The 24,928-nt window shown below is 63.4% G+C and carries 20 protein-coding genes; 12 read left to right on the forward strand and 8 right to left on the reverse strand.

Annotation, left to right across the window (positions count from 1 at the left end):
* Positions 1-69 precede the first annotated feature (69 nt).
* Positions 70-1,902 (forward strand): MORN repeat-containing protein, encoded by a 1,833-nt coding sequence (locus MESOP_RS08690; RefSeq protein WP_013892956.1) that lies wholly within the window; start codon positions 70-72, stop codon positions 1,900-1,902.
* Between the two features lie 65 nt (positions 1,903-1,967).
* On the opposite strand, the gene amrB is transcribed toward MESOP_RS08690, so the two are convergent.
* The 5 genes from amrB to MESOP_RS08715 form a co-directional block, all read right to left on the reverse strand.
* Positions 1,968-3,647, reverse strand: coding sequence for an AmmeMemoRadiSam system protein B (gene amrB, locus MESOP_RS08695; RefSeq protein ID WP_013892957.1), 1,680 nt, complete (start codon positions 3,645-3,647; stop codon positions 1,968-1,970).
* Positions 3,644-6,670 (reverse strand): caspase family protein, encoded by a 3,027-nt coding sequence (locus MESOP_RS08700; RefSeq protein ID WP_013892958.1) that lies wholly within the window; start codon positions 6,668-6,670, stop codon positions 3,644-3,646. Before MESOP_RS08700 ends, amrB begins: the two co-directional genes overlap by 4 nt.
* On the reverse strand, positions 6,667-7,374 hold the full coding sequence (locus MESOP_RS08705) for a DUF4760 domain-containing protein (protein WP_013892959.1): 708 nt from the start codon (positions 7,372-7,374) through the stop codon (positions 6,667-6,669). Before MESOP_RS08705 ends, MESOP_RS08700 begins: the two co-directional genes overlap by 4 nt.
* A complete protein-coding gene (locus MESOP_RS08710) occupies positions 7,371-7,691 on the reverse strand; it encodes a hypothetical protein (protein WP_013892960.1) in 321 nt (106 codons plus the stop codon). The genes MESOP_RS08705 and MESOP_RS08710 overlap by 4 nt, the downstream gene beginning before the upstream one ends.
* Positions 7,692-7,885: 194 nt before the next feature.
* A complete protein-coding gene (locus MESOP_RS08715; protein WP_013892961.1) occupies positions 7,886-10,087 on the reverse strand; it encodes a caspase family protein in 2,202 nt (733 codons plus the stop codon).
* Positions 10,088-10,342: 255 nt separating this feature from the next.
* Between MESOP_RS08715 and MESOP_RS08720 the strand changes: the two genes are divergently transcribed.
* A complete protein-coding gene (locus MESOP_RS08720) occupies positions 10,343-10,747 on the forward strand; it encodes a Fur family transcriptional regulator (RefSeq protein WP_013892962.1) in 405 nt (134 codons plus the stop codon).
* Between the two features lie 73 nt (positions 10,748-10,820).
* Here MESOP_RS08720 and polA read toward each other — a convergent pair whose 3' ends face one another.
* A complete protein-coding gene (gene polA, locus MESOP_RS08725; RefSeq protein WP_041164579.1) occupies positions 10,821-13,766 on the reverse strand; it encodes a DNA polymerase I in 2,946 nt (981 codons plus the stop codon).
* Positions 13,767-14,186: 420 nt separating this feature from the next.
* Here polA and MESOP_RS08730 point away from each other — a divergent pair, with 420 nt between their 5' ends.
* From MESOP_RS08730 to MESOP_RS08765, 8 genes are all read left to right on the forward strand, one after another.
* Entirely contained in the window at positions 14,187-15,572 is a 1,386-nt protein-coding gene (locus tag MESOP_RS08730) for a M20/M25/M40 family metallo-hydrolase (RefSeq protein WP_013892964.1), read from the forward strand.
* A gap of 78 nt (positions 15,573-15,650) precedes the next feature.
* Complete coding sequence (locus MESOP_RS08735; protein ID WP_013892965.1) at positions 15,651-16,271, forward strand: ribonuclease D; 621 nt, start codon at positions 15,651-15,653, stop codon at positions 16,269-16,271.
* Between the two features lie 93 nt (positions 16,272-16,364).
* On the forward strand, positions 16,365-16,565 hold the full coding sequence (locus MESOP_RS08740) for a hypothetical protein (RefSeq protein ID WP_013892966.1): 201 nt from the start codon (positions 16,365-16,367) through the stop codon (positions 16,563-16,565).
* Between the two features lie 254 nt (positions 16,566-16,819).
* Positions 16,820-17,074, forward strand: a complete 255-nt coding sequence (locus MESOP_RS08745; RefSeq protein ID WP_013892967.1) for a GlsB/YeaQ/YmgE family stress response membrane protein — start codon at positions 16,820-16,822, stop codon at positions 17,072-17,074.
* Positions 17,075-17,099: 25 nt separating this feature from the next.
* Complete coding sequence (locus MESOP_RS33475; RefSeq protein WP_013892968.1) at positions 17,100-17,246, forward strand: hypothetical protein; 147 nt, start codon at positions 17,100-17,102, stop codon at positions 17,244-17,246.
* A gap of 35 nt (positions 17,247-17,281) precedes the next feature.
* Complete coding sequence (locus MESOP_RS08755; protein ID WP_013892969.1) at positions 17,282-18,196, forward strand: hypothetical protein; 915 nt, start codon at positions 17,282-17,284, stop codon at positions 18,194-18,196.
* Positions 18,197-18,398: 202 nt separating this feature from the next.
* Complete coding sequence (locus MESOP_RS08760) at positions 18,399-19,388, forward strand: SMP-30/gluconolactonase/LRE family protein (RefSeq protein WP_013892970.1); 990 nt, start codon at positions 18,399-18,401, stop codon at positions 19,386-19,388.
* Positions 19,389-19,493: 105 nt separating this feature from the next.
* Positions 19,494-21,752, forward strand: a complete 2,259-nt coding sequence (locus MESOP_RS08765) for a transglycosylase domain-containing protein (RefSeq protein WP_013892971.1) — start codon at positions 19,494-19,496, stop codon at positions 21,750-21,752.
* A gap of 1 nt (position 21,753) precedes the next feature.
* Here MESOP_RS08765 and MESOP_RS08770 read toward each other — a convergent pair whose 3' ends face one another.
* Complete coding sequence (locus MESOP_RS08770; RefSeq protein WP_013892972.1) at positions 21,754-22,125, reverse strand: nuclear transport factor 2 family protein; 372 nt, start codon at positions 22,123-22,125, stop codon at positions 21,754-21,756.
* A gap of 141 nt (positions 22,126-22,266) precedes the next feature.
* Here MESOP_RS08770 and MESOP_RS08775 point away from each other — a divergent pair, with 141 nt between their 5' ends.
* The gene (locus tag MESOP_RS08775) at positions 22,267-23,019 is read left to right on the forward strand and encodes an SDR family NAD(P)-dependent oxidoreductase (RefSeq protein ID WP_013892973.1); all 753 of its coding nucleotides are present in this window, start codon (positions 22,267-22,269) and stop codon (positions 23,017-23,019) included.
* Positions 23,020-23,039: 20 nt separating this feature from the next.
* Here MESOP_RS08775 and MESOP_RS08780 read toward each other — a convergent pair whose 3' ends face one another.
* Positions 23,040-23,960, reverse strand: a complete 921-nt coding sequence (locus MESOP_RS08780; protein ID WP_013892974.1) for a zinc-binding dehydrogenase — start codon at positions 23,958-23,960, stop codon at positions 23,040-23,042.
* 150 nt (positions 23,961-24,110) lie between these two features.
* Here MESOP_RS08780 and MESOP_RS08785 point away from each other — a divergent pair, with 150 nt between their 5' ends.
* Positions 24,111-24,920: an AraC family transcriptional regulator gene (locus tag MESOP_RS08785; protein ID WP_013892975.1), complete on the forward strand. Its 810-nt coding sequence runs from the start codon at positions 24,111-24,113 to the stop codon at positions 24,918-24,920.
* Positions 24,921-24,928 lie beyond the last annotated feature (8 nt).

A 24,928-nucleotide genomic window follows, 5' to 3' on the forward strand; every position in this document is an offset into this window, starting at 1 on the left:
TGCACGAGGCCGGGTCGCCGGCTACGCTTTGATCGGCCAAGAGGTCGGGGCGTCCAGGGGGCTCAAGGGATGGCGCGGGCAAGGGCAGTGTTCGGGGTCGCGGCCGCATCGATGCTGGGCGCGCTTATGCTTTCACCGGCTTTCGCCGATCCGGCCGCCGCGCCCGCCGGCGGCGCCTGGGCGGAGCGGGTACAAATCCTCTATCAGGCCGACACCCGTTCCGTGTTGCGCAGGGCAGTGCGCGTTTGGGATTTCCATCCGGAGAAAAATCTCGATTTCGTCTGGGAACCGGCTGCAGGCCAATCTCCAGACCGGACGATCGCCGGAGACGGCACCGTCAATGGCAAGGGCAGGCTGGTTTGGCGGGTGCGAGGCTCGGCGAGCTACGATCCCAAGACCATCTATTCCAGCTATCTCGGGGATGTCAGGAACGGCCGGCCCGACGGGCAAGGCCGGCTCGAACTGCGCTCGGGCGAGGTTTTCGAAGGGCATTGGCTCGCCGGGGAACTCAACGGCAAGGGCATTCATATCGACGCCGATGGCAACCGCTACGAGGGCCGGTTCGTCGACGGCATTGCGAATGGCGAGGGCCAATTGTCGTCAACGACCGGGGAGATTTTTGCCGGTTCATTTGTCGACGGACTGAAAAACGGCAGGGGCCGGACCCGGCTCGCCAGTGGCACGGTCTACGCGTCGCAATGGGTGATGGGCAAGGAGGTCGGCGGGTCGCGCCCCGACGTTCTGGCCGACGCCAGGGTGGGCGGCCTCATCAAGGCGCAGGCCGGTGGGGGTGACGCCGACAAGGTCGAGATCGGCGTCGTGGTCGATCAGCGCATGACCCAGCAGTCCGACATGCAGTACCAGCACTTGGTACGCGACGAGGACATTGCGATCTATCCGCAGGCAGATGAGGACAATGACAGCTGGAACGGCAGCGGGCAGATCACGACCAGCAATGTCTTTGGCAGCAAGGACTGGGACGATGCGCCGGCTTTCGCCGAGGTCGACCTCAAGACGACAGGCAAATCCAAAGTCAAGCTCGACAGCCTGGAAATGAAGGTCGCGTCGAGCGATGCCTACCGCAAGCCGATGCTGTCGATATCGGAGCATTTCGGCTGCGTCGGCTTCCGGCCGGATTTCTCGATTATCAACAACGGCTGGGGCGATGCCAAGGACATGAAGATGTCGATCCAGTTCACAGCGGTGAACGAGGATGGCGACCCAACCGGCCAGCCAAGCCGCATGTTCACCAAGGACATCGGCGGTTTCGGCGAAGGTGTCGACGTGTCGGTCAAGAGTGTGCTCGCCGAGGCTGGCGTCGATACGGCGAGCCTCGAGACCGGACGTTTCCCCTGTCCTTCGGTCGACAGTCTCAATGTCTGCCGCAGCCAACTGACCAACAAGATCAAGTTCGGCGAGGTCGCCGACTATCTCGGCAACATGCAACAGGCGATGACGCTGAATGCTATCGGCAAGTTCGATTATTCCTGGGTGGATGACGAAGGTCACGTCCACCAGCAGAGCGAGCCGTTCCGCACCTCCGTGACCATGGCGGTTTTCGAGACCCCGGAATCGATGGCCGAATGTGGCGATGGCGGCGGCGGCACGCCGGAGGCGATGCGCTACCAGAACATCGAGTTTCCGATCGGCAAGCATGACTACACGATCGCCATGCCGGTGCGTGGCAACAAGAGTATCAGCGCTTACACGGCGCGGCTGAAGATGTGGTCGTCGATGTCGTCGATCCACAGCTTCAGCATCGCGGCGCATTTCGCCGATGGCAGCGTGCGCGAGAGCAAGCCGGTGACCTTCTTCTATTTCAAGCCGAAGCGGTCGCTGTTCGAGACCAAGACCGAGCCGGCGGCGTGCTATCTGCCGCGCGATATGGTCGGCTGCGGCTAAGGTATGTCGATATTCAGGTGGGGCCGGCCTGACCTGAATCTCAACATAGCCTGATCGGGCAGGTGCTATTTCCTGCCCATCTCGAAATAATTCGGCAGCGGAATGAGCCTGGTGAAGATCGTGCCCTGGGCGAAGACGCGCAGTTCCAGCATCGATCCCGATGAGCGTTCGGCGCTCTGGTCGAACAGGAAATTGCCGAGCGAATAAACCTCCGCGACATCGCCGCCGGCCAGCGGCACGATCGCCTCGCTCGACACATGCGGATGGCCGCCGACGATGGCCGACACGCCGCGCAGGCGCATCTCGTCGGCCAGCATGTCTTCGCGCGGCGACGGCTCGGTCTTGTACTCACGGCCCCAGTGGACGAAGGCGACCACCGGCCGCTTTGCATTCTCATGCAGCAGCCGGTCGAGCAGGGCAGGGGTGAGCAGGTCGGTGTTCTTCGAGCCGTTGGTGTCGATGTCGGTCAGGCCGACAAGATCGAGATCGGCGAGCGCCAGCGTTTCGCCCTGGCCGACATGAGGGATGCCGGCTTCGTCCAGGGCGCGCAGCGTCTCGGCATAGCCTGACGGGCCGAGATCGTAGGCATGGTTGTTGGCGAGGCTGACACCGGCGACATTGAGCCGCTTCAGCATGTCGACGGCGAGGCCCTCCGGCATCGCCAGCGTCATGTCGTCGATTGCTTCCGGCACGTTGGGCAGGATGACGCCTTCGAGATTGACAATCAGCGGCCGCGATCCAGTCAGCGAAAGGATGCTGTCGACTATTCGAGCGGCGATGCCGTCGCGGACCAAAATCTTCTTCATGGCGCGGCCGAAATTCACGTCGCCGGCGAGATAGTAGATCCTGTCCTTTGGCCGTGCCGGGTTGTTGAAGCCGGGGCCGAACGCGCCGAACAGCGCCACCACGTAGCTGGTGGTCCGCTCGACATAATCCGGCGTGTGCTCCTGCGAATTCTCGTTGGCGATAACCAGCGGCTGGGCGCCGAACAATTCGCGCTGCAGCCTGGTCTGGATGTAGAGCGCACCGACGGAATCGGCGTGATCGGGTTGGCGTAGCGCCGCTATGCCGTCGAGCGAGTCGGCGGCCAGCATGTTCAGGGACTGCTGGTCGAAACGCCTGGAGTCGTGCTGCGGCAGGTAATGCGAAAAGTCGGTGGATTCGACGATCAGCGTGTCCTGGTCGACGATGGCTTTGAGCGCCTCCGCCAGCCGGTCCCAATCGCCACGCTTCGCCTTCACCGACATCGCTATCGGAACGATGCTCGCCTCGGGGAAATAATGGTGCAGGAAAGGCAGCATAGCCCGCACGCCATGTTCCTTGTCGAACAGGCAGGATTCCTCGACCATGTCGCTGTTTGCCTCCAGCCGGCGCACCGCGTCAGCGTCGGCTGCAACCGAGCCAAGCACGGTGTCGAAGCCGCGCACGGAGGTGGCGTAGAGCTTGTGCGTCTTGTGGAAGTGGTCCGGCGACAGGATGACGATGCGTTTGTAGCGGAAGCCGGAGGCTGCCCTGAAACCGAGCGCCACCAGATCGGCGGCGAGCAGATGATGCGGCACCGTGATGCCGGTCAGCCGCTGATTGGATGGCTGGACATTGGCGACGTTGGCGACGGCATTTTTGAACAAAGTGGCGTCGTCGTAGAAGGGCGGAAACTTTTCGGTGCCGGGCGGGCAGACGACTGGGGCGGCGAAGGTGGGGAGGGGGAGCAGGGTTAGGAGCACGATTAGGAAGATCGGCCTCATGGCTCCACCAACACGATGTTCTCCACGCCGCCGACATAGTAGAACGGCTTCTGCTTCGACGCGGTCAGCCGCACCACCTCGCGCGAAATGAAATCGGCGAGGCCGAACAGCGTGACGCCACCGTCCGACGTCCTCGCCTTGCCGCGCAGGCCTTCGAGGATCGAATAGGTGAAGACGCCATGGCCGAGTTCGGGCAGTTCGGCGGCGGTGTTGTTGGCGGCGGTGGCTGAGAACACGACGATGCGCGCATCCTGCGCGTCCTTTTCCAGGCGCGGGTTGAAGGCGTTGGCGGCGTGGCAGGTGTCGAGCAGCATGAAGCGCATGCCCTTGGCCCGTTCGACCGATTTCTGGATGTCGGACCAGTCGACAAGCGAGGAGCGCTTCCAGCGCTCGGCATCCTGTTTGCGGCCGTCGGTCGGGATGAAATAATAGTCCTCGTCGATATTGATGCCGTGGCCGGCAACGAAGATGATGGTGGTGTCGTGCTCGCCAGGCCGGTCGAGGAAATCGGCGAGCTGGTCGCCGATCGTGTCCGAATCGGGCTCCATGATGTTGTCGGCGCTGGCGACCGCGTAGGCCTGCTTGGCGTTGTCGGGGGCTTCGTCGAGCGCTTCGCGGTTGACCAAAACCAGCGTCTCCATGGACGAGAACAGCGGCGCCGATTTCTGCGCAATGACCTCGAGGAATTCGGTGGCGTCATCGACGGGGTAGCGCAGGTCGCAGGCGTGGCCGGAGCAGGCGTCGGTCAGGAACGGATATTTGTCGACGCCGATCACCGCGACATAGAGCTTGCCCTTGGGCTCGGCCTTCTCGGTCTTCCTCGCCAGCGCGGTGACGCTGCGCTCGGTCAGATAGCCATATTCGTTGGTGCCGGTGATGCGGATAGTGTTTTTTCCCTCCTCGACCGGTACCTCGACCATGGTGCTGTTGCCGTCCACCGAGCGTGCGGCGAGGTCACCGACGTTGCGGCTGTTCGATAGGATCGAGAAGCCGGCGACATTGGTTCCGGCTTCCCTGGCGCCGGTGATCTCGACAGCGACATAACCGTCGCGGACCTTGCTCTGGTCTTCCGCGAGGCGGATGCCGAATTCCGGCGGCTTGCGCTGCAAAAGCTTTTGCAGCTCGTTATCGACGCCCGGCCGCATCTCCTCGACCGCCTGTCTGGCGCTGCGCAGGATGATGGCGCGGCGCACCATTTCAGGGCTCCAGAGGTATTTCTTCAACTGGCCGGCGCGGATGAAACGGCCTTCGTGGTCGCGGCCCTGGTTGACCTGCCAGCCGATCAGCTTGTCGCCCTCGTCGGAGGAGTAGTAATAGCCCTGCGGCATCCAGGCGATCCATTGCGAGCCGGCAAAGAACATCGACACGATCAGTTCGTGGGTCTTCAGGTTCCACAGCCTGAGCGTCTGGTCGGCGCTGCCGGTGACCAGCAGGCCGGCCTTCTGCGAAGCGACCATGGCATTGATTTCGCCGGTGTGGCCGGTGAACTCGCCGGAGACCCTGGCGGTCGCGGCCTTGTATTCCAGCAGCGTGCCGTCATTGCCGCCAGTGATCAGGCCAAGCCCGTCATCGATCAGGGTAAAGGCGGAATGGACAAAGCCGTCGGTTGCATCGTTTTCGATCGAGCGCACAGCCTTGCCGTCATGGACGATCTCCAGCACCGCATTTTCCAGCGCGTCCTTGCCACCCGTGGCGGCACGTAGCGACCACTGTTCGTCGGCCAGCACGGCGCGGGCAAACGAGCCCGGTTCCGTCAGCGGCTGCGGGCCATCGAAAAACCGTTCGGTTGTGGGCAATATCAGCGTGTTGCTCAACGTGCCCTGCTTTTCCGGGCAGGCCACGCGATCGGGGCAGGGGTTGGCGTTGCCCCAGGCGATGACGCCGTTCGCCGCATCAATGCCGACTGATGTCACCGGCTCGCCCAAGCCCTGCAGCAATGCCTTGTGTTCGCCAGTGGCCGGATCCCAGACCTGGATGGCGTTGCGCGTGCCGCCGGCGGTCGCCACCAGCGAGCCATCTGCGTTGGCGGCGCTGGCATAGACGGTGCCGTCATGACCGGAGTAGTCGAGCAGCTTTTCACCGGTGTCGATGTTCCAGACGGTGGAACGATGCTTATCGGCGCAGCGATAGCCGCAGGAGGCAACCAGCCGCGAACCCTTGGCGAAGGTCAGCGAACCGATCAGGAAATCCTGCTTCGGAATGGTGCGCGCCAGCGTGCCGTCGGCCGCGCGCCAGAGCTGGACCTGTCCGTCCTTGCTGCCGGTGGCAAACAGGCTGCCGTCCGGCGAGGCGGCCAGCGCCTGGACGCTGACGTCTCTCAATTGTTCCGCCTCGGCCGGCAAGGCGATCTCCTCGCCCTTGGCGACATCCCAGAGCCGGATGCCATTGTCGGTGGTGGCCGCAGCCAGGCGGGTTCCCCCGGCGGCGAAGGCCAGCTTGTCGATGTGCCAGGAATCGGCGTCGAGCTTCTTGTCCAACGTCCAGCCGGTCGCGTCGTCGAGCCCCCAGAGATAGACCATGCCGTCGCCACCACCGGCAGCAAGGGTCTTGCCGTCGGGGGAGAAGGCGAGGTCATAGGTCGCGTAGTCGGCGGCCTTGAGCACGGCCTTCATCTTGCCGGTGGCAAAGTCGAACAGCCTGACGTCGCCATAGGGCGGCTTGTCGCCGAGGCCGACGCCGAAATAGCCGCCGGCGGCGATCGTCTTGCCATCCGGCGAAACCGCGACCGCGAAGATCTTGCCGTCGCTGCCATTGCCGAGATAGCCGCGAATGGTGCGCAGCGTCACGCCGCTCTGCCAGTCCCAGATGCGGATGGTCTTGTCGTCGGACGCCGAGACGATGTCTTCGCCGTCGGGCGTGAAGGCAAGGTCGGTGACTTGGGCGCTGTGCCCGCCGGTGTCGAGGTCGAGGTGGAAATCGGGGACGTCCTCGGCGCGGGCGATCGAGGCGGAAACCAGGGCTCCAGCCACGGCCAGCCAGCGGCAGGCGCGCGTAAGGTTAGAACCCGCTTTTCCCATCGTCATTTGGCTTCGGCAGCGGGCTGCCCATTGCGCACATAGGCTTCGATGGCCGTGGCGAAAGTCGGTGAACCCGCCTTGCGCTGCTTGTCGACATAGCCGGCAAAGTAACTCCAGAACGAGACGGCATAGTCGTGGAAATAGGCATCGGTCACTTTGCGCGAACACAGGTCGCCGTCGACGCAGAAGGACAGGCGGTTGAGGAAATAGACGATGCGGTCGAAATTCTCGTTGAAATCGGCAAGCGGCATGTCACCCCCCGAAGCGCTCATCGCCTCGATACCGATACGCTGCCGGAACACCTGTTCCTCGGTCGGCGAGGGATTGGCACTGAGCAGATTGTCGTATTTGGCATTGAGGGCGGCGAGACGATCCTTCAGCGCACGCTGCGCCTGCTGGTAGTCCTTGGTCTCCCAGAGCTCGACCAGCGACATGGTCTGTTCGACGCGCTTCTGCTCCTGGTTGGCCAGGAACTGGTAGACCGAGAACGCCAAAGTGAAGATGATGGCAAAGCGCACCAGCATTCCCGACCAGGCGTAAACCAGCATGCGCCAGTCGCGGTCGGTGAACGGATTGCTCTCCTTCTTGATCTCATGGCTGCTCGGCCAGGGGAAACCTTCGGTGGTTTCAGGAAGCGTCTGCGTCGCCGCCGTCGCCTTGGTGGTCGCAACCACCTGTGTCTGCTTTGTCGTGCCCCCCGGCTTTTTCATTTGCAGTTGTCCAATTCGATGGTGGCGGAGGGATCGAGCACCACGCCCGGCGCTTCAAGCTGCTTTTTCAGGCATGCCAGCTGCGGGCGCGAAACCATGAACTGCACGTCCGGCTCCGCCGGTGCCTTGCTCGGCGAGGGCAACGCTTCGACCACGCCGCGCGAGGCGCAACTCGAGAGATCGACCACGACCGCGTCACTGCTGGTTTTGGCGAACTGGTCGTATTGATCGAGGAAGCAAGTTGCCAGTTCCGAATTGATGACCACCTGCTTGGCACAGAGGCCGCAAGTGTCCTGCGCCGAGGCATTGGCGATCATGAACAGGCCACCGGCAAGTCCGGCAACCGCTCCACGCCAGGAAAAAACACTGTTCCTCAAGACCGATCCTATCTGTTTGATCAGCCGCTCACCCTTTGGCTGCGGCCGGGAATGTTCTCATATCGCCCCAAGCGCGCAAGGGCAGGCTCGCAAGAGAGTCAGCGCCAGGGCCGCGCGGCCCTGGTGCCGGAGTTTCAGGCGCGCGGCACCGTCTCCATCGGAAAGATCATCACCGCGCCTTTCGGGCCGCTCTTGTCGGCAAGCCGCATCACGGAGCGGGTCGGCGGCGCCATGCCGATATCGGCGAGCATGTCGGAGAAGCTGGCGGCGCCAAGGCCGCGCGTCATCGACGCGACGCCGTCCTGCGCCAGGAAGCTCAGATCCTCCTTCTCGCTCTCCGGTGGCGCCTCGGTCAGCACCGCGATCATCCGCTCCATGCCGAAACTGGTGTCGGTGAAGGCCAGCAATCCTTCCTCCAGCGTGGCCTGCGGCGCGAGGCTCTCGGCAACGATGTGGGTGATCGAATAGTCGCTGCCGACGTAAAGCACGTTGATGTCGACCAGCTGGTCCGAGCTATTCCTGGCCAGCACATGCACCTCGTCGCCCGGTGAGACGCGGGGAACCACCGAAGCCTGCAACGGCTCGAGCCCCTCCCTGTCGCGGCGCTTGACCTGGAACTGGACGTCGACATCCTCGGGCTTGTAGTCGGAGGCCGCCGCCAGTCGCGAAAGTCCGGTGGCCCGGAAGATGGTGCGCAAATTCCTGGTGGTCGCGTCGACCAGTTTCTGGCGATCGTCCGGGTGGATCATGATCAGCGGCGGCTTGCTGCCGTCCTTCAGGGTCACGTCGCCCGACGCCGGCAGGAACCACAGCGCCGGCTTGTCGGTCGCGTCCTTGGCGGCACCGGCAACGGCGTTCTCGCGCATCACTGCGAAACGCAGCTCGGCGCTCTTGCCCGGATCGACCAGCTCGATGTTGAAGCCGGTTTCCTTGGCCGTGGCCAACTCGTCGAGAACCGAATTGACGAGAGCGGTTTCCTTCTCAAGTCCCTTGATCGCGGCTGGCCGCGCGACAGTGAGCCTGTAGTCGACGGCGATCTCCGCCACCCGCGCATAGGCGTTGGCTGGAATGTCGGCCAGCTTCAGCGCCGGCTTCTTGTCGAACTCGACTGGCTTGACGCGGCTTTCCAGGTTCTTTGCCGACTGCACTTCGAGATAGCCGACGGCATCCGACAGCGACGACAGCGCCGAGGGCAGGATGGCGAGCTTGCTGCCGGGGGTCAGGCGGTGCAGCAGGCCGGCGCCGATCGTCGCCTCACCGTCCTTGACGGCTACAGGCCATTGCATGACTGCGTCCGTCTTGTCGGTGCCGAAGACGCGCGCGTCGAGTTCGCCCTCGAACAGCGGCGTCGGCCGGGTGCGGCTGTCGGCCGAATATTGCTGCAGCACGGCCTGGCCAAGCTGGCGATAGGTGATGTTGGGGTTCTCGGCCAGTTTCGACAGGATGGTGAAGGTGAACAGGCCGAAGCGCGGTGCATCCGCGGTGCCCTTGGGCAGCGGCATCTCCGGCGTCGTCTCCACCGTCTGTGCGGCGTAGAAGGCGACCAGCTTGCCCTTGGCGATCGGTTCGCCGCCGGTCGGCGTCAGGTTGAAGGCGGGCTTGCGCGCGCCATTTTCGTCGAGGCCGCGCGAGGCGCTTGCGACCGTGTCCTCATAGGTCTTGACGGCTGCCGCCCGGGCTGCTTCGTCGCCGCCGACCAGATCGGCGAACTCGACCTTGCGCTCCAGTTCGTCATCGACTTCGACGGCGCGTGTCGCAGTGCCGGAATGGCAGCAGTCGAACACCGCCCAGACGAAGGCGCCCTTGTCGCGGATGGCGTCCAGCGCGTCGCCGATCTCATTGTCGACCAGCGCGTTGGGCACGCCGGCATCGCGATTGATCCACTTGTCGATGTCGACAGGCAGGAAGATCTCATCGAGCCCATCGGTCTCGTCGCCCTTGACTCTCGCAGGCTGCTGGGCGCCGTGACCGGACAGATGCAGATAGACGAAATCGTCGCGCTGCACTTTCTCGGCAAGATCGGCGAGTGCAGCCTTGATCGCCGCATGGGTCGGCAAGCCCTTGGCGCCGGGCACGTCCTTGGCGAGCAGCGTGACGTTTTCGGGCGCGAACCGCACCGGATCGGGCACGTTCTTGAGAAGATATTCGTGAACAAGGCCGGCATCGTTCTTCGGCCCGATCAGCCAGTTCCTCTGGGGCAGGGCAGGATATTCAGTGCATGCCACCAGCAGCGCATGATAGGTGCGCGATGCGGCTAGCGCCCGGAACGGCACCGTACCGACCGCCATCAGCGCCGACGTGCCGACAAGCAGCGTCCGGCGTGTCAATTTGATCATATTGCTTCCCCAAGCCCGATCGAATTTCCCAAGCGAGGCCACCCTCGCCGAGGATCTTGTCAGTATTTTGAATGTCGCTTCGCCATAGATCCCGCCATCCCTCCGCCATCCCCAAATGTGCCGGCAGGTCATCGATCGGCCAGGACAGCAACAGAAGAGTAGCAAAGACCGCGGTTCGTCGCTATCTGAATGGGATCAGGCTGTGTGTTCGAACAAGCAGCCTGCAAACGGCGCAGGACAAGTTGGAACGGAACCATGGCGGCAAGGGATGTGCTGACGAAAAACCAGCTGTGCGTGCTCGAGAAGCTCGAGACCGCCAGTGGGCCGCTCAGCGCCTATACCTTGCTCGATCAGCTGCGTGAGCGGGGCTTCCGCGCCCCGCTACAGGTCTACCGCGCGCTCGACACGCTGGTGAAATCCGGCTTCGTGCACCGGCTGGAAAGCATCAACTCCTTCGTTGCCTGCGCCGAACCGCACGACCACAGCCATTCGATGACGGCCTTCGCCATCTGCGACGCATGCGGGCAGGTGACCGAAATGTCCGATCACGACGTCGATCACCGGCTGAACGAATGGGTCAACTCGACCGGCTTCGCCGCCAAGAAGGCGGTGATCGAATTTCGTGGGACGTGCGCCAAGTGCCGGGCTGAAGCGGCCTAAGGTGTATTGATATTCAGGTGAGGCCGACCTGCAAATGGCGGCTTGACCTGAATCTCAACACCTTGCTTTGGCCCTAATGCGCCTCGTCCCAGTTGTTGGCCGCTCGCGCGTCGACGTGCAGCGGGACCGACATCGATACCGCCGGCATCGCAGCGTTTTCCATGACATGGCGCACGATGGGAATGGTCGCCTCGACTTCCGCGTCGACGGTTTCGAAGATCAGTTCGTCATGCACTTGAAGAAGCATGCGGGCGGACAGCTTTGCCTTCTCCAGCGCCTCGTCCATGCGCACCATGGCGCGGCGGATGATGTCGGCGGCGGTGCCTTGCAGGCGGGCGTTGATCGAGGCGCGCTCGTTGAACGCGCGGATCGAGGGGTTGGACGATCTGATATCGGGATAGTGGATGCGGCGGCCGAAGATCGTTTCGACGAAGCCGTGCTCGCGGGCGTAGGCCTTGGTCTCCTCGATATAGTCGCGGATGCCGGGGAAACGCTCGAAGTATTTCTTGATGTAGTTGCTTGCCTCCTCGCGCGGGATCGACAGTTGGTTGGCGAGGCCGAAGGCGGAGATGCCGTAGATGATGCCAAAATTGATCGCCTTGGCCCGGCGGCGAACTTCCGAAGGCATGCCCTCCACGGGCACGTTGAACATTTCCGAGGCGGTGATTGCGTGGATGTCGGCGCCGTCGGCGAAGGCCTGCCGCAGTTGCGGGATCTCGGCGACATGGGCGAGCACGCGCAGTTCGATCTGGCTGTAGTCGGCCGAGACCAGCCGGTTGCCCTTGTCGGCGATGAAGGCGGTCCTGATCTTGCGCCCCTCGGCGGTGCGTACGGGAATGTTCTGCAGGTTCGGGTCGGAGGATGACAGGCGGCCCGTGGTGGTCGCGGCAAGCGCGTAGGAGGTGTGGACGCGTTTGGTCTCGGGATGGATGAAGCCGGGCAGCGCATCGGTATAGGTCGATTTCAGCTTGGTCAGCTGACGCCAGTCGACGATCTTGCGCGGCAGTTCGTGACCCTCGGCGGCAAGGTCTTCCAGAAGTTGCGCCGAGGTCGACCACTGGCCGGTCTTGGTCTTGGAGCCACCGGGAAGGCCCATGCGGCCAAACAGGATGTCGCCGAGCTGCTTGGGCGAGCCGATGTTGATGCGCTCGCCGACGAGCTGGTAGATTTCCTCCTCCAGCCGGGCGGCACCTTGCGCCAGTTCGCCCGACAGCCTGGACAAGATCTGCCGGTCGACCGAAATGCCGCGCTGTTCCATGCGCGCCAGCACCGACACCAGCGGTCGTTCCAGCCGCTCGTAGACCGATACCAAGCCGGTGGCGGCAAGCCGGGGCTTCAGCACCAGCCAGAGCCTGAGCGTCACGTCGGCGTCCTCGGCGGCGTGGGCGGTTGCCTTGTCGATGTCGACCTGATCGAAACCGACCGAGTTCTTGCCGGAGCCGATCACGTCCTTGAGCTGGAGAGGGGTATGGCCAAGCCATTTGTCGGCAAGCGCGTCCATGCCGTGGCCATGCGGGGTACCGGCATCGAGCACATAGGAGATCAGCATGGTGTCGTCGAACGGCGCGACATCGATGCCATAGCGGCTCATGATGACGAGATCGTATTTCAGGTTCTGCGCGATCTTGAGGACCGATTTGTCCTCCAGCAGTGGTTTCAGCACCGCCAGCGCCTCGCGAAGAGGAATCTGGTTTTCGAGCGTACCGCCGCCGAGCAGGTCACCGTTGCCGCTCTTGTGGGCAAAGGGAATGTAGGCGGCGCGACCGGGCGCGGTCGCCATTGCCATGCCGATCAGTTCGGCCTGCATCGGATCGGCCGCTGTCGCCCTGACGTCGAAAGCGGCGATACCAGCCTCGCGCGCTTCGGCCACCCATGCTTTCAAGGTCGCGATATCGCGAATGCATTGGTAGGCCGATATGTCGATCTTGCGGGTGGCCGCCCGCTCCAGCCGCAGCGCCGCGAGCAGGGAAGGCGTGTCGCCCTGCTTTGGTGTTTGGGTCGTTCCGTTGGCCTGGCTCGGCTCGGCCCCGTTTCGGGCCATGACGGGGGCTCCGGCGCCGACATCCGGCCCATGCGCGCTGTCAGCGCGTTCGACGGTGACCGCGACGGCAGGGACATCGCCGGCCTCGGTGCTGGTCGCTTCCGCCACACGACGGGTCAGCGAGGTGAATTCCATGGTCTTGAGGAAGCCGATCAGCTTCGGGCCGTCCGGTGCGTGCAGGACGAAGTCGTCCAGCCCCTCGGCCACCGGCACGTCGTTCTTCAGCGTCACCAGCTGGCGCGAGATGCGCGCCTTGTCGGTGTTGGCGATGATCGATTCGCGCCTCTTGTCCTGCTTGATCTCGCCGGCGCGGGCCAGCAGCCCGTCGAGGTCGCCGAACTGCTCCAGCAGTTGCGCCGCCGTCTTCGGGCCGATGCCGGGCACGCCGGGAACGTTATCCACGGAGTCGCCGGTCAACGCCTGCAGATCGACCATCTTTTCCGGCGGGACGCCCCATTTCTCGATCACCTCGGGGATGCCGATCTGGCGGTCCTTCATCGGATCGTACATGGCGACCGTGTCGCCGACCAGCTGCATCAGGTCCTTGTCGGAGGAGATGATGGTGGTGTCGCCGCCGGCCTCGCAGGCCAGCCGGCAATAGGTGGCGATGAGATCGTCGGCCTCGAAGCCTTCCATCTCGATGCAAGGCAGGTTGAACGCCCGGGTCGCCTGGCGGATCAGGCCGAATTGCGGGATCAGATCCTCGGGCGGCGCCGAACGGTTGGCCTTGTATTCGGGATAGAGGTCGTTGCGGAAGGTTTTCGAGGAATAGTCGAAGATGACCGCGAAATGCGTCGGCACAATGCCTACATCGGTGTTGCGGGCATCCTGCATCAGCTTCCACAGCATGTTGCAGAAACCGGAAACGGCGCCGACCGGCAGGCCGTCGGACTTGCGTGTCAGCGGCGGCAGCGCGTGATAGGCCCGGAAGATGTAGCCGGAGCCGTCGACAAGGAAGAGATGATCGCCTTTTTTCATGCCGGCAGGGATAGCGCGGCGCGACGGCTTGGTCCATGCCAAAGACATCGCCAGATATCGGTTCCGGCAAGACCCTGACAGAACCAGGTCGAGGCGGCCTGATCACGGCCACGTTACAAAAGTGTAATACTCGTGCCCTTGAATCGCCACGTTCACAGACCCAAATAGATGTCATCGGCAGTTTTCGCCGAAGTCCGGAGCAAGGCCCGTCCCCCGCCTATCCCGGACACTTGCGGCAGCCTATCCCCCCTCTCCGGGCTGCCGCATCGTTTCGAGTAAAGGCCGCCGTGGTTCCCCTCCACCACGGCGGCATTTTTTTGCCTTGCGACATAGCTGCGCGGCCGTGGTCCAATCGTCCCGGGCTTTTCGTTTTGCCGCTCTGCCTTTACGGTTCCGGCACTGAATCGAAAGGCTTAGCAAATGTCCGCAATTTCCCCCGTCCTCGACCGCCTCGACAAGAATCTCGACCAGAGCCTCGAACGGCTGTTCGGCCTGCTGAGGATCAAGTCGATCTCCACCGATCCGGCCTATGCCGCAGACTGCCGCAAAGCGGCGGAATGGCTGGTGGCGGAACTGAAGCTGATCGGCTTCGACGCCAGCGTGCGTGACACGCCCGGACATCCGATGGTCGTCGCGCATCATGACGGGCCGGCCGGTGCGCCGCATGTGCTGTTCTATGGCCACTACGACGTACAGCCGGTCGACCCGATCGAACTGTGGGAAAACGATCCGTTCTCGCCTGCCATCAAGGAGGTCGGGCCTGGCCACAAGGTGATCACCGGGCGTGGCTCGGCCGACGACAAGGGCCAGCTGATGACCTTCGTCGAGGCGTGCCGCGCCTGGAAGCAGGTGCATGGCAACCTGCCATGCAACATCACCATCCTGTTCGAGGGCGAGGAGGAGTCCGGCTCACCGTCGCTGAAGCCGTTCCTCGAAGCCAATGCCGGGGAGCTCAAGGCCGACTTCGCGCTGGTCTGCGATACCGGCATGTGGGACCGCGACACGCCGTCGATCTGCGTGGGACTGCGCGGACTGGTCGGCGAGGAGATCACGGTCAAGGCCGCCGACCGCGACCTGCATTCCGGCCTCTATGGCGGGGCCGCCGCCAACCCGATCCGCATCCTCACCAAGGTGCTGGCCGACATTCATGACAAGGACGGCCATATCACCATCCCCGGTTTCTATGACGGCGTCGAGGAAACGCCGTCGCAGGTGCTGAAATCATGGGAGACGCTTGGCGAGACGGCCGAGACCTTCCTCGGGCCTGTCGGCCTGTCGATCCCGTCGGGGGAAAAAGGCCGTTCGGTGCTGGAACTGACCTGGGCGCGGCCGACCGCCGAGTTCAACGGCATCATCGGCGGCTATACCGGAAAGGGGTTCAAGACGGTGATCGCGGCGGAGGCATCGGCGAAGGTGTCGTTCCGCCTCGTCCACAAGCAGGATCCCAAGAAGATCCGCGCAGCCTTCCAGAAATTCGTCAGCGAGCGCATTCCGGCCGACTGTTCGGTCGAGTTCCACCCGCATGGCGGCTCCCCGGCAATCCAGCTTTCCTACGACTCGCCTTTCCTGGCCAAGGCCAAGAATGCACTGTCCGATGAGTGGCCGAAGCCTGCGGTGACGACCGGCAGCGGCGGCTCCATTCCCGTGGTCGGCGACTTCCAGACCTATCTCGGCATGGAATCGCTGCTGGTCGGCTTCGGCCTCGACGACGACCGCATCCATTCGCCCAACGAGAAATATGAGCTCTCATCCTTCCACAAGGGACAGCGTTCCTGGGCGCGCATTCTCGATGCACTGACGCGCTGAGCGGCGGAAAACGAGATTTCTTGTTGATTTTTAACCGGATCGCGGCGAGGACGGGTAACGCCGCGACCGGAGAAGACAATGGCCGATATCCGTTTCCACAAGCATGATCTGCCTGACCTCACGCATTACAATGTCGGGGCGGTGGCCATCGACACGGAAACGCTGGGCCTCAACCCGCATCGCGACCGGCTGTGCGTGGTGCAGATCTCGCCCGGCGACGGCAGCGCCGACGTTATCCAGATCGCACCAGGGCAGAAGAAGGCGCCGAACCTCGTCAGCCTGCTCAGGAACCGCGGCATAACCAAGCTGTTCCATTACGGGCGCTTCGATCTTGCCGTGCTCTACAATGCGTTCGGGGTGATGCCCGAGCCGGTGTTCTGCACCAAGATCGCCTCGCGGCTGACCCGTACCTATACCGACCGTCACGGGCTGAAGGACATCTGCTTCGAGCTTCTCGGCGTCGGCCTGTCCAAGGCGCAGCAATCGTCGGACTGGGCGGCCGAAATACTGTCGCCCGAACAGCTCGAATATGCCGCTTCCGATGTGCTCTATCTGCACCGGCTACGCGATGTGCTCTCCGGGCGGCTGGCACGCGATGGGCGGACCAAGGAGGCCGATGCCTGTTTCCGCTTCCTGCCGACGCGGGCCAAGCTTGACCTGATGGGCTGGGGCGAAGAGGATATCTTCGCTCACAGCTGACAGGCCTCGCGCAACTGCGTTGCCGGGGCGTTCGGAACCACCTGCAAGCCGTCGCGTTTTTTCGGCTCAGTTTGTCGGTTCGAAGGGGATAACATGGCCGACCGAAAGCCCATAGCGACCGCGCCGACCGACGGCTCCAAGGTCACCGTCATGTGGAAAGACAGCGACGGCGTCGTCAACGAATCCATCGCGCAATATCGGGACGACGGCTGGTGGGTCTACACCGACAGCCACACGCAAAAGAAGGTCGAGCCGACCAGCTGGCGGCCCGCCGTTAGCGACGATGACGACTAGATTTTGACGCGATCCCCAGGGAAAGCGCTACGCGCTTTTCCCGGGAAAACCGGCTCACAGCTTTCCTGGAATTGCTCTATCCCTTTGTTGGAGCATGATCTTTTTCGAAAACCGGTTCCACTTTTCAGGATCATGCTCCAGTGAGCGCGCCGCTGGCGAGGCCGGCTGCTTTCGCATAGCCTGAAGCCGTTGATATCGAGGCCGATTCGGAGCTTCCGCTCCGCGTTCGCCCTCTTGCTTGGAGGAAAATCGCTATGGGTGTCGAAAGCCTTCTCGTTTTCATCATCATTGGTGCCATCGCCGGTTGGCTTGCCGGTCTCATCGTCTCGGGTTTCGGCTTCGGCCTGATCGGCAACATCATCGTCGGCATCGTCGGCGCTTTCATCGCCGGCTGGCTTTTCCCTCGGATCGGTTTTTCCATCGGCGGCGGCGTCATCGCTTCCATCATCCACGCCACGATCGGCGCCATTATCCTGCTGGTGCTGGTGAAGGTGCTGAAACGAGCCTGAGGCTCGACATCGGAAAGAGCGCGGCATGAAACAGAATACGCTCTATCTCATCATTGGCGCGCTCGCCGTCGTGGTCATCGCGCTCGGCGTCTATGTCTACCGCGAGCAGACCAAGCCGAAAGGCGTTGAACTCAAGATCGACGACAAGGGCATTTCGATCCAGCAGAACTGAACCCGCCGTTGATTTGGCGGATGCAGGAGCGCGACATGGGGGCTTCCAACGCGCCGGAGGGCGACGATCAGCCCAGGATTAGCGTGGCGGAATGGGAGCGGCTGAACAGGCCGCCAAGGCGCGAAGCGCTGCTACGCTACCACTGGCGGACATTTCGCTTCCTGCGGACGGCCGCGCCGGTCAGCGAATTGCAGGGGCGACAACAGGCATTCCGCAACGCGATCGTCGCCACCGTGGCCTTCAACCGGCCTGATGTGATCGAGTGGCAGATCCATCTCGTGCGCCGATACCTGGCCGAACATGAGAGCTACATCGTCTTCGACAACAGCAAGAAGGACGAGGCAAGGGAGGCGATCCGCGACCTCTGCCGTCGCCAGCAGGTCCCCTATGTCGCCTTGCCGAAGAACAGGCTTGTCGTCTCCAGATCGCACGGCCAGGCCCTGAACTGGATCGTGCGGAACTTCGTGACCGGTTTCGGCCCGAAGCTCTTCGGTTTCATCGACCATGATATCTTTCCCACGCAAGCATTCTCCATCCGCGACCGGCTCAAGGGCAAGAGCGCCTACGGTAGCGTGCGGCGCGATACGCCGACGCCGGGCGGCTGGTTCCTGTGGCCCGCCTTCTGCTTCTTCGACGGGAGCCTGCTGCGGCGACCGCTGGATTTCGCCCCGAGCTACAAGTTTCACATGGATTCAGGCGGCGGCAACTGGCCGGTGCTTTACCGGTCGATGGATCCGGCGTCGATCAGGTTTACGGAGGACACCTTGCTCCGCTTCGGCGAGGGGGATGATCGGCATGAGGACTTTTTCATGTCTGTCGACGGCTGGCTGCATATAACGAATGCATCGAACTGGCGAAAACAGCCGGTCGACAGGCGCGAACACCTGGTTGCCTTGCTGCGGCAAGCCGGCGGTCCCGACCAGCCGGATGTGACGTTCGAGCCGATCTGAAAATGGGGGTCTTCATTTTGCTCGATGTGCAGATGGCGGACAGCCTTGACCGATAGGCGCAAAGAGCATGGCTGGCGGCCTGAAATTCAAGGGCTATCTGGCAAAGGCAGCGGGTCTCTAGCATGACATCAAACCGGTTGGAGATTCGCCGGCGGGCGCAAACCGAGTATTTCCCGCGTTCGATCTGGACGAAAAGCACATCATGACACCCCAGATCGGCTTCAAGGCCAGTGAAGCGGTGCGGGCGGCCCTTTCAGCGATCGGAAGAACCGAGGACCTGCGCTTTTCGCCGGACAATCGGCTGCTGGCGATCGCGGGCTTCGCGCGCAAGCGGTGCCTGGTCCTGCGTGTCGATGTCGGGATGGGGCCGGGTGGTCCCGATGTCACGATCCATGATTTCATGGAGCTGAGATCGGAGAGCATCGGCGAGGTGCATGGGCTGGACTTCATCGATGACCGGACCCTGGTCGTGGCCAACCGCGACGGGAAGCTTGCGGTGTTCGAACTGCCGGTGGAAAGCATGGCGGGGCAGCATCGGGAAATCACGGCCGTTCGCCGGATCAACGGCAAGCCCTTTTGCAAACTCAACACACCAGGCTCGGTTGTCGTCCGGCGTCAGTCCGGCGGCCGCATCAGCCTGCTGGTCTGCAACAATTACACGCATCTGGTCACCCGGCATGTGGCAGTCCGCTGGTTGGGCTACCGGACGATCAGGAACCGGCCATTGCTCAGGAATGGGCTGGACATTCCCGACGGCATCGCGCTCAACCATGACGGCCGGTGGATTGCCGTCAGCAGCCACGGCACAAGGGACGTCAAGCTTTACCAGATGTCCCCATCGCTTGGGCTCGACACCGAGCCCATCGGCATCCTGCAGGACGCCGGCTTTCCGCATGGCCTGCGCTTTACCGATGACGACCGGCACATCCTCGTCGCCGACGCGGGCAGCGCGGCGGTGCATGTCTATGCCAGCAATGGCGATTGGACCGGGCATCGCCGCCCGTCGCGTTCGGTCGCCGTGCTCGACGAGGAAATTTTTCAGCGCGGCAGGGCCAGCATCGAAGAAGGCGGCCCGAAAGGCCTCGACATCGACCGGTCGAACAGCGTCGTGGCGGTGACCTGCGAGGAGCAGGCACTGGCCTTTTTCTCTCTCATAGCGGTGACGGGCAGTGACGAATTTAGAAAATCGTAAGGAATTTCAAAAGGGTGCATAAACCCTGCTTTAACCCGCCCTTAAATCGCCGCATCTACTCTTCAACCGGAGCGCCATAGGCACCGGGGACAGACAGCGCAGCGCATGGCGAACCGCAGGGACAACCGTATCGAACCGAGTTTCGAGGGACCGCCACAGGCGCGATCCCAGCCGGGTCTTTCGGTGAGCGAAGAGGATCGCGTCGTGCCGAGCAACCGCAAAGCCTCCGCAAAGCGCAAATCGTCGAAGGCGAAATCGTCGCGCGGTGGGCGTGGCAGAAGCCGGCGCGGCCTGTTCGGCGGGCTTGGCCGGCTGTTCTATTGGTGCTTCGTGCTCGCCATCTGGGGCGGAATCGCGGTGGCGGGCGTTGTCGTCTACTACGGCGCCAAGATGCCGGCGGCCACCACCTGGTCGATCCCGGACCGCGCCCCCAACATCAAGATCGTCTCGGCCGACGGCCAGTTGCTCGCCAATCGCGGCATGAGCGGCGGCGAGGCGGTCGGCTTGCACGAAATGTCGCCCTATATTCCCGAGGCGGTGATCGCCATCGAGGACCGCCGTTTCTATTCGCATTTCGGCATCGACCCGATCGGCCTGTCGCGCGCCATGGTGACCAACGTGATCGGCGGGCATTTCTCGCAAGGCGGTTCGACGCTGACCCAGCAATTGGCCAAAAACCTGTTCCTGACGCCCGACCGCACGCTGGAGCGCAAGGTGCAGGAGGTGTTGCTGGCGCTGTGGCTGGAGCACAAGCACACCAAGGACCAGATCCTCGAAATGTACCTCAACCGGGTCTATTTCGGCTCCGGCGCCTATGGCGTCGAAGCGGCTTCCCGGCGCTATTTCGGCAAGAGCGCGCGCGACGTCACCCTGTCGGAAGCAGCGCTGCTTGCCGGCTTGCTGAAAGCCCCGTCGCGGCTGTCGCCGGCGCGCGATCCGAAGGCTGCCGAGGAGCGGTCGCAGCTCGTGCTCGCCGCCATGCGCGAGGAGGGCAAGATCAGCGAGAAGGAGCTCAAGACCGCGCTGAGCGCGCCGGCGACGCGCTCGCCGTCCTATTGGACCGGGTCGGAAAACTACGTTGCCGACACCATCATGGAAGAACTGCCCGACCTGATCGGCGACGTGCGCGGCGACATCGTCATCGATAGCACTGTCGACCTGAACCTGCAGAAGCTGGCCGAACAGTCGATCCGCAGGCTGATCGACGACAGCGGCAAGAAGCTCAACGTCACCCAGGGCGCGCTGGTGTCGATCGACGATTCCGGCGCGGTGCGCGCCATGGTCGGCGGCTACGACTACTCGACCAGCCAGTTCGACCGCGCCTCCGAGGCACGCCGCCAGCCGGGCTCGGCGTTCAAGCCGTTCGTCTATATGGCGGCGCTCGAAGCCGGCCGCACGCCCGACAGCGTACGCAACGATGCGCCAATCAAGATCGGCAACTGGACGCCCGACAATTACGGCGGCAAGTATTTCGGCAAGGTGACGCTGGCGACCGCCTTGGCGAAATCGCTGAACTCGGTCGCCGCGCAATTGACCATGGAAGTGGGGCCGAACGCGGTGGTCGAGGCGGCGCACCGCATGGGCGTGCAATCCGATCTGCAGTCCAATACCTCGATCGCGCTCGGCACGTCGGAAGTGACGCCGCTGGAACTGACCTCAGCTTATGTGCCTTTCGCCAATGGCGGCTACAAGCCGGACATCCACTTCATCCGCCGCATCACAACCGCCGACGGCAAGGTGCTGTACAACAGCGGTGGCGGCAGCGCGCCGCGTGTCGTCAAGCCCGAGATCGTCGGCATGATGAATTCGATGATGACCGGCACCGTCGAGATCGGCACCGCGAAGAAGGCAGCCTTTGCCTGGCCGTCGGCCGGCAAGACCGGCACCAGCCAGAATTCGCGCGACGCCTGGTTCGTCGGCTACACCGCCAACCTCACCACAGGTGTGTGGTTCGGCAATGATGATGGCAGCCCGATGAAGAAGGTCACCGGCGGTGCGCTTCCGGCGCAGGCATGGCACGAGTTCATGGTCGCCGCGCATGAGGGGGTGCCGGTGAGGCCGCTGCCCGGCACCTGGAAATCGACGCCGCCCGACACGATCGTACCCGACGAGATACCGTCGGCCGGCAACAACCAGCCGGCGCCGGTTCCGTCCGCGTCGGTTGGCCAGCAGGCGCCGGCCGCACAAGCGGCCGCTCCGATCCGCGCGGCGCGGCCGGCCCAGACGGTCGATGCCGATGGCTTCAGCATGCCGGCGGATGATGGCACCACGGCCTCGGTCGGACATCCCGTGCCGCCAGGCAGCGTCGGTGGCCCGTTGAAGAAGCGGCAGACCTCGATCCTCGACATCCTTGGCGGGGGGTGAGTTAACCGCCGTTTGCCTTTGGCTTGGCGCTGCCAAGCTTCTTGCTGTCAAAGGTCAACTTGTCGCTATGGATCTTGCCGTCGCTGACGGTAAGATGTTTGGCGCAGGACAGCGCTCCGGACGACTTCGTCATCAGGTCGTACATGAGCAAAGCCTGGCGATCGTCGCCAAAGGCGGCAATCATGCGCACGCCGGTCACGTCCTGCGAGAGCTTCGCCAGGCCCTTCAGATAGGGTTCTTTGCCGGTCGACTGCTGCATCGGCCCATCGAAAACGACGTCCTCGGCGACATAGGATGCGGCCTTTTCGAGGTCATGGCTGGTCCACGCCGTGGTGAAGGCAGTGGCGATGTCGAGAGGTGCTGTCTGTGTCATGGCTCTATCTCGTCGATTGGCTTGCATTGTCGAACCAACGAGGCGGCGGCTTCCCGGTTCCGGCTTTCTGGCGAATGGTGACATTTCGGCCTCTCGCCACCTCGCTGACGTTCGGCTACATCTCCAGCCAGGAGACCCGACATGGCTGAACTCGACACCCGAAAAACCATCGTGCTGACCGGCGCCAGCCGGGGCATCGGCCATGCCACGGTCAAGCGCTTTTCGCGCGAGGGCTGGCGCGTCATCACCTGTTCGCGCCAGGCCTTTGCCGAGGATTGCCCATGGCCGGCAGGTCCCGAGGACCACATCAAGGTCGATCTCGCCGACCAGGAAGACGTCGGCATCGCCGTCTCGGAAATCCGCCACCGGCTGGAAGCACATGGCGGCCAGCTCAACGCGCTGGTCAACAATGCCGGTATTTCGCCGAAGCTCAGCGACGGCAACAGCCGCATGAACTCGATCGACACGCCGATGCATGTCTGGCGTGACGTGTTCCAGGTCAATTTCTTCGCGCCGATCATGCTGGCGCGCGGCCTGTTCAAGGAACTGGCGGCGGCCAAGGGATCGATCGTCAACGTCACCTCGATCGCCGGCACGCGCGTGCATCCTTTCGCTGGCACCGCCTATGCGACATCGAAGGCGGCACTCGGCTCGCTGACGCGCGAAATGGCGCATGATTTCGGCCCGCACGGCATCCGCGTCAACGCCATCGCGCCGGGCGAGATCGACACGGCGATCCTGTCGCCGGGCACGGGCAAGATCGTCGAGACCATTCCGCTGAGGCGCCTCGGCACCACGGCCGAGGTCGCCGACATCATCTTCTTCCTGTGTTCGCAGCAGGCGTCCTACGTGACCGGCTCGGAAATCCACATCAATGGCGGCCAGCACGTGTGAGGCTTCAGGCTAGGATCGCCTCATCCGGTGATGGTGAGAACCGCCTTGCCGCTGAAGCTACGCTGTCGCAGTGCGTCCAGGGCCTGGGCGATGTCCGTCCACGGCACGGTCATGGCGACGCGGGTCTCCAGCCGGCCGGCCGCGGCCAGGGTGAGCAGCGAGGCGATGTCCGCGCCAATGTCAGGACCAGACGTGTAGTAGGCGAAGGTCTGCAGCCTCGCCCCCTCGTGGCCGGGAACGAACTGGCGGAACCCGACCGGCGTGAGTTCGCCACTGCTCGAACCGAACATGACGATGGTGCCGCCGGGTGCAACGCGTTCGATCGCGTGTGCCAGGCTTTCGCCGCCGACCGACTCGGTGATCAGTGAAAACAGCCCCTCGGCCTGCTCTATCGACTCGATAATCTGCCCAGCTCCGAGGCCGCGGAGATCCTCGGCATGCCGGGCCGCGGCAATCGCGGTCACGGAAGCGCCTTGCTCGCGGGCGATCTGGATCTGGAAACGGCCGACAGCGCCGCTTGCACCTGTGATCAGGACCTTTAGGCCGGCCAGGTCGCCGCCATGGCGCAAGGTCCGAAGCGCCGTGGTGCCCGCGACCGGAAGCGTGGCGGCGGAGGCAAAGCTAACCGCGTCGGGGATGACCGCAAGACGGTCGGTTGAAACGGCGACACGTTCGGCCCAGCCGGCCTGGTCGACCAAAGCCGCAACCCGGGCGCCCACGGCTGGCCCGGAGCCATCGGCGGCAGCCCGTTCGACAATCCCGGCGATGTCCTGGCCGGGTATCCAGCCGTTCGGACGTATGGTGAGCAGGCGCAGTTCACCGCGGTTCAACGAGGTTGTTCGGACCGAGATCAGCGCTTCATTCGGGAGAGGCTGGGGTTCGTCGACTTCGGCGAGCGTCAGCCCGGCCACGCTATCGGAAGAAATGGCTAGGGCGAGCATGGTCCATACCTCATTGCCGCTTGGCGGAACGAACAGCTCCTGGGGCAACCGAAGACGCCCCAAGGATGCTCATTCACAAGCGCATCCTATCGATTTTCCCGTTTGAGTAATTTAGATATCAAACCAGGTGATCTCTAAAAACAGTCAATCATGAGACAGCCTCTCCGCTACCCCTGGCTCGATTTCGATGTGGACGATCCTTCCGTTCCGGCGATTGCCGTGCGCGTCGACGTTCCCGAGACCAAGGCAGAGGTGCCCGCCCATCGGCACCGCAAAGGCCAGCTCGTCTTCACGCTCGGGGGCGGCGTCACATGCCGCGTCCCAAGCGGCCTATGGATGGTGCCGCCGCATTGCGGGGTCTGGATTCCGGGCGACATGGAACACAGCAATGTCGCCACGGCCAACGCCCGGATCTTCTTCGTCTACATCGAGCCGGGAGCCGCCGACCTGCCGGATCGGTGCTGCACGCTGTCGATCTCGCCGCTGCTGCGCGAACTGATCATCGAGCTTTCCGATGGTGTCCAGGACGATCCGGCGCGGGATGAGCTGCTGACCAGGACGCTGCTCACCGAATTGCCGCGCATGCCTGTCCAGCAACTGCACCTGCCGATCTCGTCCGAGCCGCGCTTGAAGAGAATCGCCGAAGCGTTGGCGGAAGATCCGGCCGACCGCAGCACTCTCGCACAATGGGCCAACCGCGTTGCGCTCAGCGAGAGCAGTCTCGCGCGCTTGGTGGTCAAGGAAACAGGGCTGAGCTTCGGCCGCTGGCGCCAGCAATTGCATTTGATCGTGGCAATTCGGGAATTGGCCTCCGGTGCCAGCGTGCAGCAGGTCTCTGGCGATCTGGGCTACGGTTCCGTCACCGCCTTCATCACCATGTTCAAGAAGGCGCTCGGGAAGCCGCCGGCAAAATATCTCGGCGGCATCGCGCAAAATGGCGGCTCTGCCTTCGTGGCGTAACCAGGATC

It is taken from the genome of Mesorhizobium opportunistum WSM2075, from assembly GCF_000176035.2.
Taxonomy (GTDB): Bacteria; Pseudomonadota; Alphaproteobacteria; order Rhizobiales; family Rhizobiaceae; genus Mesorhizobium; species Mesorhizobium opportunistum.

Bases quoted from the DNA above. Each gene is read 5' to 3' on its own strand.
- MESOP_RS08780 (WP_013892974.1), bottom strand. From the start codon at position 23,960: ATGCTCGCCCTAGCCATTTCTTCCGATAGCGTGGCCGGGCTGACGCTC.
- MESOP_RS08775 (WP_013892973.1), top strand. From the start codon at position 22,267: ATGGCTGAACTCGACACCCGAAAAACCATCGTGCTGACCGGCGCCAGC.
- MESOP_RS08770 (WP_013892972.1), bottom strand. From the start codon at position 22,125: ATGACACAGACAGCACCTCTCGACATCGCCACTGCCTTCACCACGGCG.
- MESOP_RS33475 (WP_013892968.1), top strand. From the start codon at position 17,100: ATGAAACAGAATACGCTCTATCTCATCATTGGCGCGCTCGCCGTCGTG.
- MESOP_RS08690 (WP_013892956.1), top strand. From the start codon at position 70: ATGGCGCGGGCAAGGGCAGTGTTCGGGGTCGCGGCCGCATCGATGCTG.
- MESOP_RS08755 (WP_013892969.1), top strand. From the start codon at position 17,282: ATGGGGGCTTCCAACGCGCCGGAGGGCGACGATCAGCCCAGGATTAGC.
- MESOP_RS08745 (WP_013892967.1), top strand. From the start codon at position 16,820: ATGGGTGTCGAAAGCCTTCTCGTTTTCATCATCATTGGTGCCATCGCC.
- MESOP_RS08700 (WP_013892958.1), bottom strand. From the start codon at position 6,670: ATGACGATGGGAAAAGCGGGTTCTAACCTTACGCGCGCCTGCCGCTGG.
- MESOP_RS08740 (WP_013892966.1), top strand. From the start codon at position 16,365: ATGGCCGACCGAAAGCCCATAGCGACCGCGCCGACCGACGGCTCCAAG.
- MESOP_RS08705 (WP_013892959.1), bottom strand. From the start codon at position 7,374: ATGAAAAAGCCGGGGGGCACGACAAAGCAGACACAGGTGGTTGCGACC.
- MESOP_RS08710 (WP_013892960.1), bottom strand. From the start codon at position 7,691: ATGATCGCCAATGCCTCGGCGCAGGACACTTGCGGCCTCTGTGCCAAG.
- polA (WP_041164579.1), bottom strand. From the start codon at position 13,766: ATGAAAAAAGGCGATCATCTCTTCCTTGTCGACGGCTCCGGCTACATC.
- MESOP_RS08730 (WP_013892964.1), top strand. From the start codon at position 14,187: ATGTCCGCAATTTCCCCCGTCCTCGACCGCCTCGACAAGAATCTCGAC.
- MESOP_RS08720 (WP_013892962.1), top strand. From the start codon at position 10,343: ATGGCGGCAAGGGATGTGCTGACGAAAAACCAGCTGTGCGTGCTCGAG.
- MESOP_RS08765 (WP_013892971.1), top strand. From the start codon at position 19,494: ATGGCGAACCGCAGGGACAACCGTATCGAACCGAGTTTCGAGGGACCG.
- MESOP_RS08735 (WP_013892965.1), top strand. From the start codon at position 15,651: ATGGCCGATATCCGTTTCCACAAGCATGATCTGCCTGACCTCACGCAT.
- amrB (WP_013892957.1), bottom strand. From the start codon at position 3,647: ATGAGGCCGATCTTCCTAATCGTGCTCCTAACCCTGCTCCCCCTCCCC.
- MESOP_RS08785 (WP_013892975.1), top strand. From the start codon at position 24,111: ATGAGACAGCCTCTCCGCTACCCCTGGCTCGATTTCGATGTGGACGAT.
- MESOP_RS08760 (WP_013892970.1), top strand. From the start codon at position 18,399: ATGACACCCCAGATCGGCTTCAAGGCCAGTGAAGCGGTGCGGGCGGCC.
- MESOP_RS08715 (WP_013892961.1), bottom strand. From the start codon at position 10,087: ATGATCAAATTGACACGCCGGACGCTGCTTGTCGGCACGTCGGCGCTG.